The 15111-nt window shown below is 66.8% G+C and carries 16 protein-coding genes and 1 tRNA gene; 2 read left to right on the plus strand and 15 right to left on the minus strand.

Going from position 1 to position 15111, the window contains the following annotated elements:
- Window positions 1-12: 12 nt before the first annotated feature.
- The 14 genes from AC5P74_RS15535 to AC5P74_RS15600 form a co-directional block, all read right to left on the minus strand.
- Window positions 13-87, minus strand: a tRNA-Val gene (locus AC5P74_RS15535).
- 174 nt (window positions 88-261) lie between these two features.
- Window positions 262-615 carry a PilZ domain-containing protein gene (locus AC5P74_RS15540; RefSeq protein ID WP_005412452.1) on the minus strand — a complete coding sequence of 118 codons (354 nt, stop codon included), beginning with the start codon at window positions 613-615 and terminating at the stop codon, window positions 262-264.
- A complete protein-coding gene (locus tag AC5P74_RS15545; protein ID WP_171955845.1) occupies window positions 612-1568 on the minus strand; it encodes a DNA polymerase III subunit delta' in 957 nt (318 codons plus the stop codon). Before AC5P74_RS15545 ends, AC5P74_RS15540 begins: the two co-directional genes overlap by 4 nt.
- Window positions 1565-2230 (minus strand): dTMP kinase, encoded by a 666-nt coding sequence (gene tmk, locus AC5P74_RS15550; protein WP_171957833.1) that lies wholly within the window; start codon window positions 2228-2230, stop codon window positions 1565-1567. Before tmk ends, AC5P74_RS15545 begins: the two co-directional genes overlap by 4 nt.
- Window positions 2227-3288 (minus strand): endolytic transglycosylase MltG, encoded by a 1062-nt coding sequence (gene mltG, locus AC5P74_RS15555; protein ID WP_346607300.1) that lies wholly within the window; start codon window positions 3286-3288, stop codon window positions 2227-2229. Before mltG ends, tmk begins: the two co-directional genes overlap by 4 nt.
- Window positions 3289-3520: 232 nt before the next feature.
- Window positions 3521-4885 carry an aminodeoxychorismate synthase component I gene (locus AC5P74_RS15560; protein ID WP_495204983.1) on the minus strand — a complete coding sequence of 455 codons (1365 nt, stop codon included), beginning with the start codon at window positions 4883-4885 and terminating at the stop codon, window positions 3521-3523.
- Between the two features lie 134 nt (window positions 4886-5019).
- Entirely contained in the window at window positions 5020-6282 is a 1263-nt protein-coding gene (gene fabF / locus AC5P74_RS15565) for a beta-ketoacyl-ACP synthase II (RefSeq protein ID WP_329841386.1), read from the minus strand.
- Window positions 6283-6424: 142 nt separating this feature from the next.
- Entirely contained in the window at window positions 6425-6664 is a 240-nt protein-coding gene (gene acpP, locus AC5P74_RS15570; protein WP_005415509.1) for an acyl carrier protein, read from the minus strand.
- A 152-nt stretch (window positions 6665-6816) separates the two neighbouring features.
- Complete coding sequence (fabG, locus tag AC5P74_RS15575; RefSeq protein ID WP_005408312.1) at window positions 6817-7560, minus strand: 3-oxoacyl-ACP reductase FabG; 744 nt, start codon at window positions 7558-7560, stop codon at window positions 6817-6819.
- 82 nt (window positions 7561-7642) lie between these two features.
- Window positions 7643-8587 (minus strand): ACP S-malonyltransferase, encoded by a 945-nt coding sequence (fabD, locus tag AC5P74_RS15580; protein ID WP_005415507.1) that lies wholly within the window; start codon window positions 8585-8587, stop codon window positions 7643-7645.
- A gap of 160 nt (window positions 8588-8747) precedes the next feature.
- Complete coding sequence (locus AC5P74_RS15585) at window positions 8748-9530, minus strand: BUD32 family EKC/KEOPS complex subunit (RefSeq protein ID WP_053499577.1); 783 nt, start codon at window positions 9528-9530, stop codon at window positions 8748-8750.
- A 76-nt stretch (window positions 9531-9606) separates the two neighbouring features.
- On the minus strand, window positions 9607-10584 hold the full coding sequence (locus AC5P74_RS15590; protein ID WP_014036188.1) for a beta-ketoacyl-ACP synthase III: 978 nt from the start codon (window positions 10582-10584) through the stop codon (window positions 9607-9609).
- 91 nt (window positions 10585-10675) lie between these two features.
- Window positions 10676-10870, minus strand: a complete 195-nt coding sequence (gene rpmF / locus AC5P74_RS15595) for a 50S ribosomal protein L32 (RefSeq protein ID WP_005408308.1) — start codon at window positions 10868-10870, stop codon at window positions 10676-10678.
- A gap of 107 nt (window positions 10871-10977) precedes the next feature.
- A complete protein-coding gene (locus AC5P74_RS15600) occupies window positions 10978-11487 on the minus strand; it encodes a YceD family protein (RefSeq protein ID WP_005415504.1) in 510 nt (169 codons plus the stop codon).
- 113 nt (window positions 11488-11600) lie between these two features.
- Here AC5P74_RS15600 and AC5P74_RS15605 point away from each other — a divergent pair, with 113 nt between their 5' ends.
- Complete coding sequence (locus tag AC5P74_RS15605; RefSeq protein WP_005415503.1) at window positions 11601-12170, plus strand: Maf family protein; 570 nt, start codon at window positions 11601-11603, stop codon at window positions 12168-12170.
- A gap of 102 nt (window positions 12171-12272) precedes the next feature.
- On the opposite strand, the gene AC5P74_RS15610 is transcribed toward AC5P74_RS15605, so the two are convergent.
- A complete protein-coding gene (locus tag AC5P74_RS15610) occupies window positions 12273-14108 on the minus strand; it encodes a glycosyltransferase family 39 protein (RefSeq protein ID WP_053499579.1) in 1836 nt (611 codons plus the stop codon).
- Between the two features lie 42 nt (window positions 14109-14150).
- Here AC5P74_RS15610 and AC5P74_RS15615 point away from each other — a divergent pair, with 42 nt between their 5' ends.
- Window positions 14151-15104: an AAA family ATPase gene (locus AC5P74_RS15615; RefSeq protein ID WP_005415501.1), complete on the plus strand. Its 954-nt coding sequence runs from the start codon at window positions 14151-14153 to the stop codon at window positions 15102-15104.
- The last annotated feature ends 7 nt before the right edge of the window (window positions 15105-15111 follow it).

Genomic DNA, 15111 nt, shown 5'->3' on the forward strand with positions numbered 1-15111 from the left:
CGTTCTGCAACATGGTGGGCGGTACAGGGATCGAACCTGTGACCCTTGCCGTGTGAAGGCAATGCTCTACCGCTGAGCTAACCGCCCGGTGTGTTGCTGAGCCGCTCATTATAGGGGCTTTTCAGAGGCCGTCAACACTTTTTCACATTCGTGTTCACGGGTGTTTTCGGGGTGTGCAGCCGAGCATGGCTCGGCTCTACAGAACAGCGGGTTCACGGCGTTTCGGGGCACGCAGCCGGGCATGGCCCGGCGCTACCGGAATCACATCGTATGGGTCGGCTTGTCCGAGCCGGTAAGCCCGGCCAGCAGGGTCTCGATCTTGTGGCGCACGCCCTCGCCTTCGGCACCATCGGCCAGCTGCACGCCGATGCCGGCGGTGCGGTTGCCCTGCGCGCCGGCCGGGGTCACCCAGATCACCTTGCCGGCCACCGGCAGGCGCTCACTGGAATCGGGCAGGGTCAGCAGCAGGAACACCTCGTCGCCCAGGAAGTAGCGCTTGGGCGTGGGCACGAAGATGCCGCCATTCTTCACGAACGGCATGTACGCGCTGTACAGCGCGGCTTTGTCCTTCACGGCCAGGGACAGGATGCCCTGGCGGGCGTTGCTGGCACTCATCGATTTCCCCTTGCGGCAGGCCGCTCGTTCACCTTGTTCCAGGCCAGCAGCAACTCGACCACCGCAAGGTCTGCACGCACCGTGGTGCGCAGCAGGTCGCGGGTGCGGTTGGCCGCATCGAACCAGGCTGCAAGCTTGTGCAATCGCTCCGGCGTGGTCAAGGCATCGGTGCTGGCCTGGGCCAGCGCCAGGTCGGCGGCAAAGCGCAGGCGCAGCGCCGCGTTGTCGTCACCGCACCACTTCTGCGCCAGCTCCACCGCGCCGGTCTTGCCGGTGACCAGCTGTTCCAGATCTCGACCGACTTCGCGGCGCAGGCTCAGGCCGTCTTCGCGCAGCCAGTTGTCGGCCTGGCCGGGATGGCCGCGGGCGGCCTCCAGCGCTTCGTGCGCCGATGCTTCGCTATGGCCCTGCTGCTGCAGCCAGGCCAGTGCCTCGTGCTGCGGCGGCAACTTGAATTCCAGGCGCTGGCAGCGGCTGCGGATGGTCTGCGGCAAGCGTGCCGGGTCGCTGCTGATCAACCACAGGTAGCGGCCGGGCTGCGGCTCTTCCAGGGTTTTCAGCAGCGCGTTGGCCGCCGAGCGGTTGATCGCATCGGCCGGGTCGACGATCACCACCTGCGCCACGCCGTACTGCGGGGTCAGCGCCAGCTTGTCGGTGATCTCGCGCATCTGCTCGATGACGATCTCGGTACGCAGCTTGTCGCCGCTCTTGTTCGGAATGAAGCTGACCAGCTGCAGGTCCGGGTGCGTGCCCGCCGCGATCAGCTGGCGCGTGCGCGTGGCGTGGGCTGCATCGCCCTGCGCCAGCACGTGGTCGGCCAGCGCCAGCGCCACCTCATGCTTGCCCAGCCCGGCCGGACCGCAGATCAGCAGGCCATGACCGAGGCGACCGGCGTCGAGCGCGGCCACCGTCTGTTCGAACGCGCGCTGCTGCCAGGGCGAAAACGTGCTCATGCGCCCTCCCCGCCCTGCAGCCAGCGCTCGACACGCGCGACCACGTCGGCGGCCACGCGTTCCTGCACCTGGCCGGCGTCGATCAACGCAAAGCGCTGCGGGTCCTGCTGCGCACGGCTGCGGAACACTTCGCGCACACGCTGGAAGAAATCGTCCTGCTCGCTCTCGATGCGGTCCGGCCACAGGTCGCGACCGTTGGCGCGGGCGCGACCCACCGCCACGTCCACGTCCAGCAGCAGGGTCAGCCCTGGCAGCAGGCCGACCGCGCGGCGCTCCAGGTCGGCAATCCACTGCGGATCCAAGCCGCGGCCACCGCCCTGGTAGGCGTAGCTGGAATCGGTGAAGCGATCGCTCAGCACGTAGGCACCGCGCTGCAGCGCCGGCCGGATCACCTGGCGCACATGCTGCGCGCGTGCGGCGAACACCAGCAGCAGCTCGGCTTCGGCGCTGAGCGGTTCGGCGGCGATCTCGGCATCGGGTTTCAGCACCAGGCCGCGGATGCGCTCGGCCAGTGGCGTACCGCCCGGCTCGCGGGTCAGCACCACCTCGTGGCCGTGGCTGCGCAGGCAGTCACGGATGGCATTGATGGCGGTGGTCTTGCCCGCGCCTTCGCCGCCTTCCAGGCTGACGAAACGCGGGTGGCGAAGCAGCGCGGGACTCATTGCGCCGGGGTCTCCTGGGTACGTTGCTGGCGCAGCTGCTGCAGGTAGCGGGCTACGGCCGCGTTGTGCTGGTCCAGGCTGGGCGAGAACACGTGCGCGCCGCTGCCATCGCCCACGGCGACGAAGTACAGCGCGTCGCCCGCCGCGGGTTGCGCGGCCGCCATCAGCGCATCGCGGCTGGGCATCGCGATCGGGGTCGGGGTCAGGCCGGCACGGGTGTAGGTGTTGTAGGGCGTATCGGTAGTCAGGTCGCGACGGCGGATGTTGCCGTCATACGCGGCACCGATGCCGTAGATCACGGTCGGGTCGGTCTGCAGGCGCATGCCGATCTTCAGGCGGCGCATGAACACGCCCGCAATCTGCGGGCGCTCGCTGGCCAGCGCGGTTTCCTTTTCGATGATCGAGGCCAGCGTCAGCAGTTCGTAAGGCGTGTTGATCGGCAGGTCCGGCGCGCGGCTTTCCCAGGCTTCGTCCAGCGCCTTTTCCATTGCGGCATGGGCGCGCTTGAGCACGTCCAGATCACTGTCGCCGCGCTGGTAGACGTAGGTCTCCGGCAGGAAGCGGCCTTCCGGATGCTGGCCACCGAAGCCGAGGCGCTGCATCAGCGCGGCGTCATCAAGATTGTCGGTGGTGTGCAGCAGCGGCTCGGCGCGCTTGAGCGCGGCACGCAGCTGGCGGATGTTCCAGCCCTCGACAATGGTGACGCGGTGCTGCAGCACCTTGCCGGCGCGCATGCGCAGCAGCAGCTCGCGCGGGGTCAGCTCGCCGCTGAGCGCGTACTCGCCTACCTTCAGCTTGCCGGCGGCATCGAGCTGGCGCGCCAGCAGCTGCCACTGGGCATCCTGGCCCTCGTCCACGCCGGCTTCGCGCAGCTTGCGCAGCACGCTGTTCATGCCATCGCCACTGGCGATGACCACGCTCTCGGCGGACGGGGTGATCGGGGCATCGGCGAACCGGGTCTGCTGGTAGAAGAACCACGCGCCCGCGCCGGCCACGACGGCGGCCAGCACCACCACCAGGGTTACCACGAACAGACACCCGCGCTTGGCTCCCGCCATGGACTACCTCTGAACTCGATTCCGTCGTGCAGGATACCGTGCCGGTGGATTGGGGTCATGACCGGGGTGGCGTCGCCGTGCCGACCAACGGTCGGCACCCACCACAATCCATGCCTGGCGCGGCGATCAGTAGATCCACGCCATGCGTGGATGAATGGCCATGGAGGACTCCGTGCCGACCAACGGTCGGCACCCACCGTGGGGGAATGGCGTTGCCGGCCAGCGGCCGGCACTACCCTTGCTGGCCCAGCGCGCGCAGCAGGCCGCGGGCCTTGGCGCGGGTCTCGTCCAGTTCCTTGTCCGGGTCCGAATCGACCACGATGCCGGCGCCGGTGCGGAAGCTCACCTCGTGGCCATCCACTTCGGCGGTACGGATCAGGATGTTCAGGTCCAGGTCGCCATCCCGGTTCAGCCAGCCGAACGCGCCGGTGTAGGCACCGCGCGGCACCTGCTCCAGTTCGCTGATGATCTGCATGCATCGCACCTTGGGGCAGCCGGTGATGGTGCCACCCGGGAACGTGGCGGCGATCACCTCGCCGGGCGTGACCTCCGGGCGCAGGTGGCCGCTGACATTGCTGACGATGTGGTGCACATGGGCGTAGCTCTCCACGGTCATCAGCTCATCGACCACCACGGTGCCGGGCAGGCAGATGCGGCCCAGGTCGTTGCGTTCCAGATCGATCAGCATCACGTGCTCAGCACGCTCCTTGGGGTGGCCGACCAGCTCCTGGATGCGCGCAGCATCATCGTCCCCCTCGAAGCGCGGACGCGTGCCGGCAATCGGACGGGTCTGCGCGTGGCCGGCATGCACCGACACCAGCCGCTCCGGCGAGGAACTGACCACATGGCGGCCGTGCGCGCTGAACAGGCCGGCGAACGGTGCCGGGTTGGCACGACGCAGCTGCGCGTACAGCGCCTGCGGGTGGACCGGCGCAGCGAACTGCGCGCTCCAGCGCCGCGACAGGTTCACCTGGAACACATCGCCGGCACGCAGGTAGTCGATCACCCGGCGCACGCCGTCGGTGAAGCGCTGTGGCGCATCCTCGCCCACCGACTGCGGCGGCTGCCAGCCCTGCCCGGCCTCCGGCAGTGCCTGCGACGCCATGGTCACCAGCGCCTCCAGCAGGCCCTGCTCACCTGCTTCGGCGATGACGAAGCTGGCGTCGTTCTGGTGGTCGTGCAGCACCGCAGCCGGGCAGCGCAGCGCCAGCGCGGTCGGGCGGCCGTCCTCGCGCGCGCGCGCCGGCAGCACCGGTTCAATCTGGCTGGCCACTTCGTAATCGAGCATCAACGCCCAGCCGCCACGGAACGGCAGGTTGTGGCTGCCGTCGTGCGGCAGGCGTTCGTGCTGCCAGGCACGGTCCAGCACCTGCAGGAAGCTGCCGGCGTGTACCGCGTCGTGCTGGTCGCGCACCTGGCCATCGGCATCCAGCCGCAGGCAGTCGCCCTGCGCGGCCAGCAGCAGGCTCCAGCGGCCCTGAGCGGTGCCCGAGGCGGTGGATTCCATCAGCAGCGGGAAGCGCGCCGGGTCATGATGCTGCAGGGCCAGCAGATCGATCGGGTGCGGCAGCGGTTGGATCAGCGGTGCGTGGGTCATGATGGCCAGTTCAAGGATTCAGATGCACGGAAGCCGCCTTGCGGCGGCCTCCTCGTGCGTAACGCACGTTCAGTCGAGCATGGCTCGACTCTACACAACGGCGACGCCGAGCATGGCTCGCCGCTACAACTCGGTCAGACGCGCTTGAAGATCAGCGTGCCGTTGGTGCCGCCGAAGCCGAAGCCATTGGACATCACCACGTCGACCTTGGCCTGGCGCGCTTCGTTGGGCACGTAGTCCAGGTCGCAGCCTTCGCCCGGCTGCTGCAGGTTGATGGTCGGCGGAATGACGTTGTCCTGCAGCGCCATCACCGAGAAGATCGCTTCCACGCCACCGGCCGCGCCCAGCAGGTGGCCGGTCATCGACTTGGTGGAGCTGACCATCATCTTGTAGGCGTGGTCGCCGAAGGCGGTCTTCATCGCCATCGTCTCGCCCAGGTCGCCCAGCGGCGTGGAGGTGCCGTGCGCGTTGAGGTAACCCACCTGCTCCGGGCTCACGCCAGCGTCCTTCATGGCCATGACCATGCAGCGGGCGGCGCCTTCGCCGTTCTCGCTCGGGGCGGTCATGTGGTACGCGTCGGAGCTGGCGCCGAAGCCGGCCAGTTCGCAGTAGATCTTCGCGCCACGCGCCTTGGCGTGCTCGTACTCTTCCAGGATCAGGATGCCGGCGCCGTCGCCCAGCACGAAGCCGTCACGGTCCTTGTCCCACGGGCGCGAGGCCTGTTCCGGAGCATCGTTGCGGGTGCTCATCGCCTTCATCGCGCAGAAACCGCCCAGTGCGGTCGGCGAGGAGCCGCGCTCGGCACCACCGACCACCATCACGTCGGCATCGCCGTACTGGATCATGCGCATCGCGGTACCGATCGAATGGTTCGAGGTCGCGCACGCCGACACCGCCGAGAACGACGGGCCCTTCAGGCCGGTGATGATGCTCAACTGGCCCGGCAGCATGTTGATGATGGTCTTGGGCACGTAGAAGGGCGAGATCTTCTTGCCCTCGTGGAACTCGATGGTCTGCTCTTCGATACCGAGCAGGCCGCCGATGCCGGCGCCGACAATGGCGCCGATGCGCTCGGCATTGGCGTCGGTGATCTCCAGGCCCGAGTCGTGCAGGGCCATGAACGAGGCACCGAGGCCGTAATGGATGAACGGGTCCATCTTCTTGGCATCCTTGCCGCTGACCCGGTACTTGCCGAACAGTTCGTTGTCGGCGGTGATGTCAAAGCCCTTGACCTCACCTGCAATCTTGGTGGTGAACCGGTCCAGGTAGGCATCGGCAACGTTGGTCAGCGGACCGATGCCCGAACGACCGTGGGTGATGCCTTCCCAGCTGCTGGCCAGATCATTGCCCAACGGCGAGACGATACCCAGGCCGGTTACGACGACGCGACGCTTCATTGCTGATTCTCCTGACCCGAAGGTTCAATCGGGTAACACGGTTTGCTTCGGTGTGATGCTCAAACACACGGGGCCGCAACTGCGGCCCCATGGGGTGCGGTGCGCGGCGAGCGGAGACCCGCGCGCGCACTGCCGTCTGACATCAGGCCTTGACGTGGGCCTTGATGTAGTCGATGGCGGCCTGCACGGTGCTGATCTTCTCGGCTTCTTCGTCCGGGATCTCGCACTCGAATTCTTCTTCCAGGGCCATCACCAGCTCGACGGTGTCCAGCGAGTCAGCGCCCAGGTCATCGACGAACGATGCGCTGTTGGTGACTTCTTCTTCCTTGACGCCAAGCTGTTCGACGACGATTTTCTTGACGCGTTCTTCGATGGTGCTCATGGGATCTCGCTCCAGATGGAGTTGTGGTTCAAAAGTGGTCGCCATCAAGGGCGATGGCCGTGGGATAGTGTAGTGGAAACCGGCGCGGCCTTGCATTGCAGCAAAAACCTCAGCAGATCAACCACTTGCGGCGCAATCCCTGCGCCCCTTGCTTACGGCATGTACATGCCGCCGTTCACATGGAGGGTTTCGCCGGTGATGTAACCGGCAGCCGGGCTGGCCAGGAACGCCACCGCATGGGCGATGTCCTCCGGCGAACCCAGGCGTTCGAGGGCGATGTCGTTGATCAGCGCGGTACGCGCTTCTTCCGGCAACGCCTTGGTCATGTCGGTGTCGATGAAGCCGGGTGCGACAACATTGACGGTGACGCCGCGCGAGCCGATTTCCTTGGCCAGCGACTTGCTGAAGCCGATGATGCCGGCCTTGGCGGCCGCGTAGTTGGCCTGGCCGGCGTTGCCGGTCACGCCCACCACCGATGCGATGTTGATGATGCGGCCCTTGCGCGCCTTCATCATGCCGCGCATCACCGCCTTGCTGGTGCGGAACACGCTGGTCAGGTTGGTGTCGATGATCGACGCCCAGTCCTCGTCCTTCATGCGCATCAGCAGGTTGTCGCGGGTGATGCCGGCGTTGTTGACCAGGATCGAGATCGGGCCGAATTCCTTGGCGATGCCATCGAGCACGCTGTCCAGCGCAGCGGCATCGGTGACGTTCAGCGCGCGGCCGTGACCGCCGTGGGCGGCCAGGCGCTCACCGATCGCGGCGGCGCCGGATTCGGTGGTGGCGGTGCCGATGACGGTGGCGCCCTGGGCGGCCAGCAGATCGGCGATGGCGGCACCAATGCCACGGCTGGCACCGGTGACCAGTGCGATTTCACCCTGCAGGGGCTTGCTCATGTTGTTTTCCTCAGACGGGAGCGGCCGCCGCACCGTGCCGCTTGCAGCGGCCACCGGTACGGTCGGCAGGAAACAGGGAAGGTCAGGCCGACCATGCCTCGCGGGCGGCTTCAAAGTCGCCCGGCGTGGCCAGAGGACGGCCGTCGATGGCCTTGTCGATGCGCTTGACCAGGCCGGTCAGCACCTTGCCTGGGCCGCACTCGGCGATCTGGGTGATGCCACGGGCGGCCAGCGCCTGCACGCAACCGGTCCACTGCACCGGCTGGTACAGCTGCTGGACCAGCGCGGTGCGGATGGCGTCCACGCCGTCGTGCACCTGGGCATCGACGTTCTGCACCACCGGCAGCTGCGGCGCCTGCCAGGACAGGCCGGCCATCACTTCGGCCAGGCGGTTGGCGGCTTCGCGCATCAACGGGGTGTGCGAGGGTACGCTGACGGCCAGCTTGACCGCCTTGCGCACGCCCTTCTCGGCCAGCAGCGCCAGCGCACGGTCGACCGCGTCGGCGTCGCCACCGATCACGATCTGGCCCGGCGAATTGAAGTTGGCCGGCACCACCACCTGGCTGCCTGCGGCTTCGGCGCAGACATCCAGCACCAGCTGGTCTTCGGCACCGAGCACGGCGGCCATGGCACCGACACCGGCCGGTGCCGCTTCCTGCATCAGCTGGCCACGCAGGCGCACCAGGTGCGCGCCGTCATGCAGGCTCAGCGCGCCGGCGGCAACCAGGGCGGTGTACTCGCCCAGACTGTGGCCGGACAGCACCGACGGGCGCGGACCGCCCACGGCGTTCCAGGCGCGCCACACACCAATGCTTGCGGCCAACAGGGCCGGCTGGGTGTATTCGGTACGGTTGAGCATTTCCTCCGGGCCACCCTGGGACAGCGCCCACAGGTCGACGCCGGCACCATCGGATGCCTCGGTGAAGGCTTCACGCACCTGCGGGTGCAGTTCGGCCAGCTCGGCCACCATGCCCACAGACTGCGAGCCCTGGCCGGGGAAGACAAAAGCGAGGGTGGATACGGTCACGCGGTCATCCGCTTGCTGCAATCGAAGCGGGCCATGATAAGGGGGAATCCGCTGTGTCGTCTGTACGTGCGCGTATGCAGGCGTATGGAGGGCGGCCGGGCAAGCGCAATGGGGTCAGATCCCTTTTCCGCAGGAAAAGGGATCTGACCCCTATCAGCCATCAGCAGAACAGCTGCAGCACGTCCAGATCGCCGTCGGCGAGGAAATCCACGCACAGGCCCACCAGCATCAGCACGCCAGCAGTGCTGGCACCGTGGGTGATGAAGATCGAATGGGCCAGCGCGCGCGCTGAGCGGCCAAGCTTCATGCAGACCCTGGCCAGGCTGCGCAGGCGGCCACTGACCGCATGCACGTGCTCGCGCACCGGCGCCTGGACCTCGCCCATCGCCTCGGCCATCATCGCCTGCAGATGTTCGGGGCGATCAGCGTAGTACTTGGCCACGCCATAACCGAACATCAGCCAGTCGCGGGCCTGCGCTTCGGACAGGTCCATCACTTCCAGCGGATCTTCCTCGAAATCGATGAAGCCGACCTGCTGCCCATCCCAGGTGAGATTGCGCGGCAACGGCTGGCCGAAATAGGCGCCGCGCGCATGCGCTTGGGCAATGGCCTGCATCGCCGCCATCACCAGCCGATCACGACCGGCCTCATCCGCTTCACGCAGGCAGGTATTGAACGAGCTGCCGTTGTCGCCGATCACCAGCGCGGCATGGCCGGTGCCCAGCACGTCCGGCACGTTCACGCCTTGCGCCTGCAGCTCTGCAAGGCGGCGGGCCTCGGTTTCGCGCGCGGCGTCACCACCACGGTGCGGCGGCGGGCGCAGGGCATCGAGATGGAAACGGCGCGCAACAAAATTGAGCAGGCCCAGGGCCAGTGCTCGGCTTCCCTTGCCGTACTGCTTCAGCCAGGCACGTTGCCCTTCGATGACGATGGGCTCAACCATGACAGGTCCTCCTTAAACGCGTTACGGCCCCGGAGGGCCGTAACGACAAGACTTCACATTGTCGTAACTTGCACTATCAATAGCGCAGCAGGGCCGAACCCCACGTGAAGCCGCCGCCGAAGGCTTCCAGCAGCAGCAGCTGGCCGCGCTCGACCCTGCCCGACCGCACGGCGGCATCGAGCGCCAGCGGCACTGAACCGGACGAGGTGTTGCCGTGCTTGTCGACGGTCACCACGACCTGGTCCATCGACATGTCCAGGCGCTTGGCGGTGGCTTCGATGATGCGCAGGTTGGCCTGGTGCGGAATCAGCCAATCCAGGTCGGACTTGTCCAGGCCGTTGGCGGCCAGGGTCTCGTCCACGACCGAGTCCAGCGCCTTGACGGCGTACTTGAACACGTCGTTGCCCTTCATGTTGATGGTGCCACCACCGTTGGCGCCGTCCTTGAAACCGCTCGAGACGCCAACCGGGTTCCACAGCAGTTCCTTCTTGCTGCCATCGGCATGCAGGTGGGTGCTGAGGATGCCGGTTTCTTCGTCGGCCTTGAGCACGACGGCGCCGGCGCCATCACCGAACAGCACGCAGGTGGTGCGATCGTTCCAGTCGACCATGCGGGTCAACGTTTCGGTGCCGATCACCAGCACGTGCTTGCAGTCGCCGGAGCGGATGAATTTGTCGGCCACGCCCAGCGCGAACACGAAGCCGGAACAGGCTGCGTTGACGTCGAAGGCGGGGCACCCGGCCACACCGAGCTTGGCCTGGATCAGGCACGCGGTGGACGGGAAAATAAGGTCAGGGGTGGTCGTGCCGACCACGATCATGTCGAGCTGCGAGGCATCGATGCCTGCGGCTTCAAGCGCGCGCAGGGCGGCGTTGTAGCCAAGGTCGCTGGTGGTTTCGCCTTCGGCCGCGATGTGCCGTTCACGAATTCCGGTGCGCGACTGGATCCACTCATCCGAGGTTTCGACCATTTTTTCCAGGTCGGCATTGGTCAGGACTTTCTCCGGCAAATAGCTACCGGTGCCCGCGATCCTCGAATAGATCCGCTTGCTCATCATGTTTCCTGTTGCGCGGGCCGCCGATCACCGGCACGCCCGGGAAAGAAGGCAAAGGCCGCTGCCCGGAGGCAGCGGCCTTCCCGGCACATCAATCTTCTTCGACGGCCGAGGTCTTGGTCTGGATGACCTTCTTGCCGCGGTAGAAACCATCGGCAGTGATGTGGTGACGCAGATGCACTTCGCCGGTGGTCGGGTCGGTCGACAGCTGCTTGGCGCTCAGGGCGTCATGCGAACGGCGCTGGCCGCGGCGGGACGGGGTAACACGGGATTTCTGGACAGCCATGGGATTGCTCCAAACTCGGTTCGTTTTGCTTCGTCGTTTCGTCGCACAGGACGCCAGCGCCCAGCACACTTTTCGCTTTCGCCGCAGCCGCCGACGACAACCGGCTGCTATTGTTTCTTCAATGCCGCCAACGCCGCAAACGGGTTGGCCTTCTTTGTTTCTTCTTCGCTCGGTGCCCAGTCCTGATCGACTGCCTCACCGTCGGGCGACAGCGGCACCACAGGCACCGCCAGCACCAACTCGTCCTCGACCAGGTCCAGCGGACGCAGCTGCCCGTCTTCCGGCACCAGCAACGCCTCGTACTCCTCCGGCAGGGACGATTCCTCGTCCTCGTCGCGGATCAGGCCAAGCCTCTGGGTCACCTTCACCGGCAACAGGAATCGCTGCATGCTGCGCTGACACGTCAGCGGCAACGCGGTGTCGATGGTCAGTTCCACATAGGATACCCGCAAGACGTCGTCGCGACCGAATTCAAGCGAGTAGACACACTCGCCGTCGGTATCTGCGACCAACCCCTGCAGGCGGGTCAATTCAGCCAGGGAGACCTGACCGTCGAAGCGCCTTCGCGCTACAACCATCCGCCAGGCATCCAGCGTTTCGGGCACGTTCGCGGACATAAGCCGCTGAATACTAAGGATCGCACCGCCCGCTGTCAAATGCCCGCCATACAGGACTTGCTGCTGGCGTTGCCGGCGGGCCAGACTGCCGCGCCCTGCCTCGGTATTCTCGCATGTCACTGGTCCTGGCCTCCACCTCCCGCTACCGTCGCGAACTGCTGCAACGGCTGGGCCTGCCCTTCGACTGCGCACGCCCGGAGGTGGATGAAACACCGTTGAACGGCGAGGGCCCGATGGCCCTGGCCACGCGCCTGGCCGCCGCCAAGGCGGCCGATGTCGCCGCGCGCCATCCGGGTGCCTGGGTGATCGGCTCGGACCAGGTGGCCGACCTGAACGGCCAGCCGCTGGGCAAGCCTGGCACGGTCGAGGCGGCCTGTGCGCAGCTGGTGGCGATGTCCGGGCAGACGGTACGCTTTCACACGGCAATCAGTCTCAGACGGGATGGAGAATCCCTCGCCGCCCTGGATCTGACCGAAGTGCACTTCCGCGCGCTGGACTCGCAGGAGATCGCCCGCTACGTCGCCACCGAGCAGCCACTGGACTGTGCCGGCAGCTTCAAGTGCGAGGGCCTGGGCATCAGCCTGTTCGAGGCGATCGACAACCGCGACCCGACCGCGCTGGTCGGCCTGCCACTGATCGCGCTGTGCGGCCTGCTGCGCAGGGCCGGATTCGCGGTGCCGTGAACGGTAGAGCCGAGCCCATGCTCGGCTGCTTTTTTCGAGGCTGCCTGCCATCTGAATCGGAAGCAGCCGGGCATCGGCTCGGCTCTACAGGACCAGAGAACCTCAACGAACCTCGAACGGTTGCTCCTGCCACGCCTCCACGCTGCCATCGCGCCCGTGCAGGCGCAGGCCGAGCCAGTGCCGGCCCGGCGCCAGCGTGGTGGTGTCCAGCGACGCGTCGAAGCCCACCGCCGGATGCTGCGGATCGGTACTGTCCGGCCAGGCGGGGCGAATGTCGAACACGCGCCCGTAACGCGCGTCACCGATCGAGCGGCCATCAACCAGCACTTCAACCCGCGCCAGCCCGACCCCATCCTTGAATGCCCAGCCCTTGATGGCGAGCGTTCCGGAGACCTTTTCACCGTTGGACGGCGCATCCAGCCAAGCCATTGAGGGCGTTACGCAGGCCCCCTGTGCACGCTTGGCCGGCAGCCGGAACAGCAGGAACCGCTGGAAGCCATGATCGCTGCTGACCACGCGTGGCGCCGGCAACGGCCCCACCTGCTCGCAGATGGTGTGATAGCGCGCCAGCAGGTCGCGGTAGCGCTGGTCACTGGGTGACAGCACCAGCAGCATCGGCACACTGCGCGGGCCTTCGTGCAGCAGGTCCCACTGCGCCAACTGTGCGGTGCGCCCATGCTTGTCGTTGAGCGGATGTGGCAACACCTCGATATCGCCATTGCCCAGCTGGAAGCCCAGTTCGGCACCGACCTTGAAGTTGCCCGCCAGGACACGCGTACCCGGTGGCATCTGCCGCAGTTCGTCACGCACCGCCACGGCCAGTGGCTGCCAGCCGGCAAAGTTGCGCGGGTAGTACTTGCTGCCGGCCATCTGCTCGCGAAGTGCCGGCGTGGACGCCATCAGGTAGTAGCCGAACGCCAGCACGGTACCTGCAGCGGCCAGCCACCAGCCGGTACGGCGCAGCCAGCGCGGCCAACCGTTGAGGACCACCGGCACGGCCACCAGCAGCGCCAGGTAGCCTGGCAGCGGCCAGTGGAAACTGATCCGCTCGACATCGGTGAAGAAGCCCAGCAGGAAGATGCCCAGCGTCGACACCCCGCCCACCAGGCCGAAATAGCGCCACTGCACCCGCGCCCCACCGCCACTGCGGGTACCCGCGAGGGCGACCTTCCACATCGCCATGCACAGGATCGGCGTCACCAGCATCGGCTGGATCACCAGGAACCACAGCCCCTCCCACTCGAACGTCCACGGGTGGCGCTCGACCACCTGGAACTTCAGGCCGGCGTCGTGGTTGTCGGCATTCCACGCCAGCAACGGCAGCCAGGCCAGCACGCCCACCGCCAGCGCCACCCATACGCGCGGGTCGGCCAGCATGCGACGGCCCTGCGGCAACGCCAGCAACGCAATGAAGCCGACACCGATGACACCAATGAAACGGTAGTGGCTGAGCGCACCGATCAGCAGGCCCAGCGCCAGCTTCATCGCCGAGGACGCGTCCACGCTGTGCAGCAGGCGTGCACCTGCGTGCAGGCAGATCACCGCCGCCAGCGCCATCGGTACGTCCGGCACGGCCAGCAGGCCCAGCGTGGCCGACAACGGCATCAGCAGCGTCAGGCTGCCCGCCTGCCAACCGGCCACGTTGCCGAACCAGCGCGTAGCGATGCGCACCACCAGCAACGGCAGCAGCGCACCGATGGCCAGGAACGGCAGGCGCAGTGCGAGTACGTGATGGCCACCGATCTCCACGCCCAAGCGTGCAAGCCAGGCGGTCAGCCCCGGCAGGTCGGAATAGGCAGCGGCCAGGTGCTGGCCTTCCTGCCAATAGAACGCCTCATCGACGAACAGCGGCAGGCGCGCAGCCACCACCAGCTTGGCCGCTGTGATCAGCGTCCATAACCAGAGAAATATTGTCCGCGCGCGCTGTTCGCCTTGCATTGCTCTATGGATAATCGAGTGGATTCCAGACCTGAGACGATCATGCCAGCCTCGTCCCCCAATCCCAGCATGCTAACCGATCAACTGCGCCAGGCCCTGCGGGAGGCACAGGATCAGGTGAACGCACTGGTGCTGGGCAAGGTGCCGGAAGTCAGGCTGGCCTTTGTCGCCCTGCTTTCTGGCGGCCACCTGCTCATCGAGGATCTGCCCGGGCTGGGCAAGACCACGTTGGCGCACGCATTGGCCAGCAGCCTCGGCCTCAGCTTCCAGCGCGTGCAGTTCACCTCTGACCTGCTGCCGGCCGATGTACTTGGCGTTTCGGTGTACGAGGCCGGCAGCCGCCAGTTCCAGTTCCATCCCGGCCCGGTGTTCACCCACGTGCTGCTGGCCGATGAGATCAATCGTGCACCGCCGCGGACACAGAGTGCGCTGCTGGAAGCGATGGCCGAGCAACAGGTCACACTGGATGGACAGACACATCCACTGCCCGACCCGTTCTTCGTGATCGCCACGCAGAACCCGGTCGACCTGTCCGGTACCTTCCCGTTGCCGGATTCGCAGCTGGATCGTTTCCTGCTGCGCCTGGCGATGGGCTACCCCAGCGCGCAGGCCGAGCGCGAGCTGCTGCGCGGCACTGATCGCCGCGACCTGATCGCACGCGCGCTGCCAAAGCTGGACGACACCCAGGTGCGTGCATTGCGTGAAGCGGTTGACCAGGTGCATGCCAGCGACGCGTTGATCGACTATGTGCAGGCGCTGCTGACCCGCAGCCGACACCATGCCGGCGTGCGCGTAGGCCTGTCACCGCGCGCGGGACTGGCCCTGCTGCGTGCCGCCAGGGCACATGCGCTGCTGCTCGGCCGCGGGCATGTGGTGCCCGAAGACGTGCAGACCCTGTTCGTGGCGGTGGCCGGCCATCGCCTGGTGGCCGAAGCCGAATCCAGCTCCGGGCCGGCGCTTGCGCGGGCGATCCTGCAGACCGTCGCGGTGGACTGAAGGTGGC

The sequence above is a fragment of the Stenotrophomonas sp. YJH_SMC_94-11 genome, from assembly GCF_059370435.1.

Excerpts from the sequence above, each read along its gene's own strand:
- fabF (WP_329841386.1), bottom strand. The coding sequence starts at position 6,282 with ATGAAGCGTCGCGTCGTCGTAACCGGCCTGGGTATCGTCTCGCCGTTG.
- AC5P74_RS15610 (WP_053499579.1), bottom strand. The coding sequence starts at position 14,108 with ATGCAAGGCGAACAGCGCGCGCGGACAATATTTCTCTGGTTATGGACG.
- AC5P74_RS15545 (WP_171955845.1), bottom strand. The coding sequence starts at position 1,568 with ATGAGCACGTTTTCGCCCTGGCAGCAGCGCGCGTTCGAACAGACGGTG.
- AC5P74_RS15590 (WP_014036188.1), bottom strand. The coding sequence starts at position 10,584 with ATGAGCAAGCGGATCTATTCGAGGATCGCGGGCACCGGTAGCTATTTG.
- AC5P74_RS15600 (WP_005415504.1), bottom strand. The coding sequence starts at position 11,487 with ATGTCCGCGAACGTGCCCGAAACGCTGGATGCCTGGCGGATGGTTGTA.
- AC5P74_RS15615 (WP_005415501.1), top strand. The coding sequence starts at position 14,151 with ATGCCAGCCTCGTCCCCCAATCCCAGCATGCTAACCGATCAACTGCGC.
- fabG (WP_005408312.1), bottom strand. The coding sequence starts at position 7,560 with ATGAGCAAGCCCCTGCAGGGTGAAATCGCACTGGTCACCGGTGCCAGC.
- acpP (WP_005415509.1), bottom strand. The coding sequence starts at position 6,664 with ATGAGCACCATCGAAGAACGCGTCAAGAAAATCGTCGTCGAACAGCTT.
- AC5P74_RS15605 (WP_005415503.1), top strand. The coding sequence starts at position 11,601 with ATGTCACTGGTCCTGGCCTCCACCTCCCGCTACCGTCGCGAACTGCTG.
- AC5P74_RS15540 (WP_005412452.1), bottom strand. The coding sequence starts at position 615 with ATGAGTGCCAGCAACGCCCGCCAGGGCATCCTGTCCCTGGCCGTGAAG.
- tmk (WP_171957833.1), bottom strand. The coding sequence starts at position 2,230 with ATGAGTCCCGCGCTGCTTCGCCACCCGCGTTTCGTCAGCCTGGAAGGC.
- AC5P74_RS15560 (WP_495204983.1), bottom strand. The coding sequence starts at position 4,885 with ATGACCCACGCACCGCTGATCCAACCGCTGCCGCACCCGATCGATCTG.
- AC5P74_RS15585 (WP_053499577.1), bottom strand. The coding sequence starts at position 9,530 with ATGGTTGAGCCCATCGTCATCGAAGGGCAACGTGCCTGGCTGAAGCAG.
- rpmF (WP_005408308.1), bottom strand. The coding sequence starts at position 10,870 with ATGGCTGTCCAGAAATCCCGTGTTACCCCGTCCCGCCGCGGCCAGCGC.
- mltG (WP_346607300.1), bottom strand. The coding sequence starts at position 3,288 with ATGGCGGGAGCCAAGCGCGGGTGTCTGTTCGTGGTAACCCTGGTGGTG.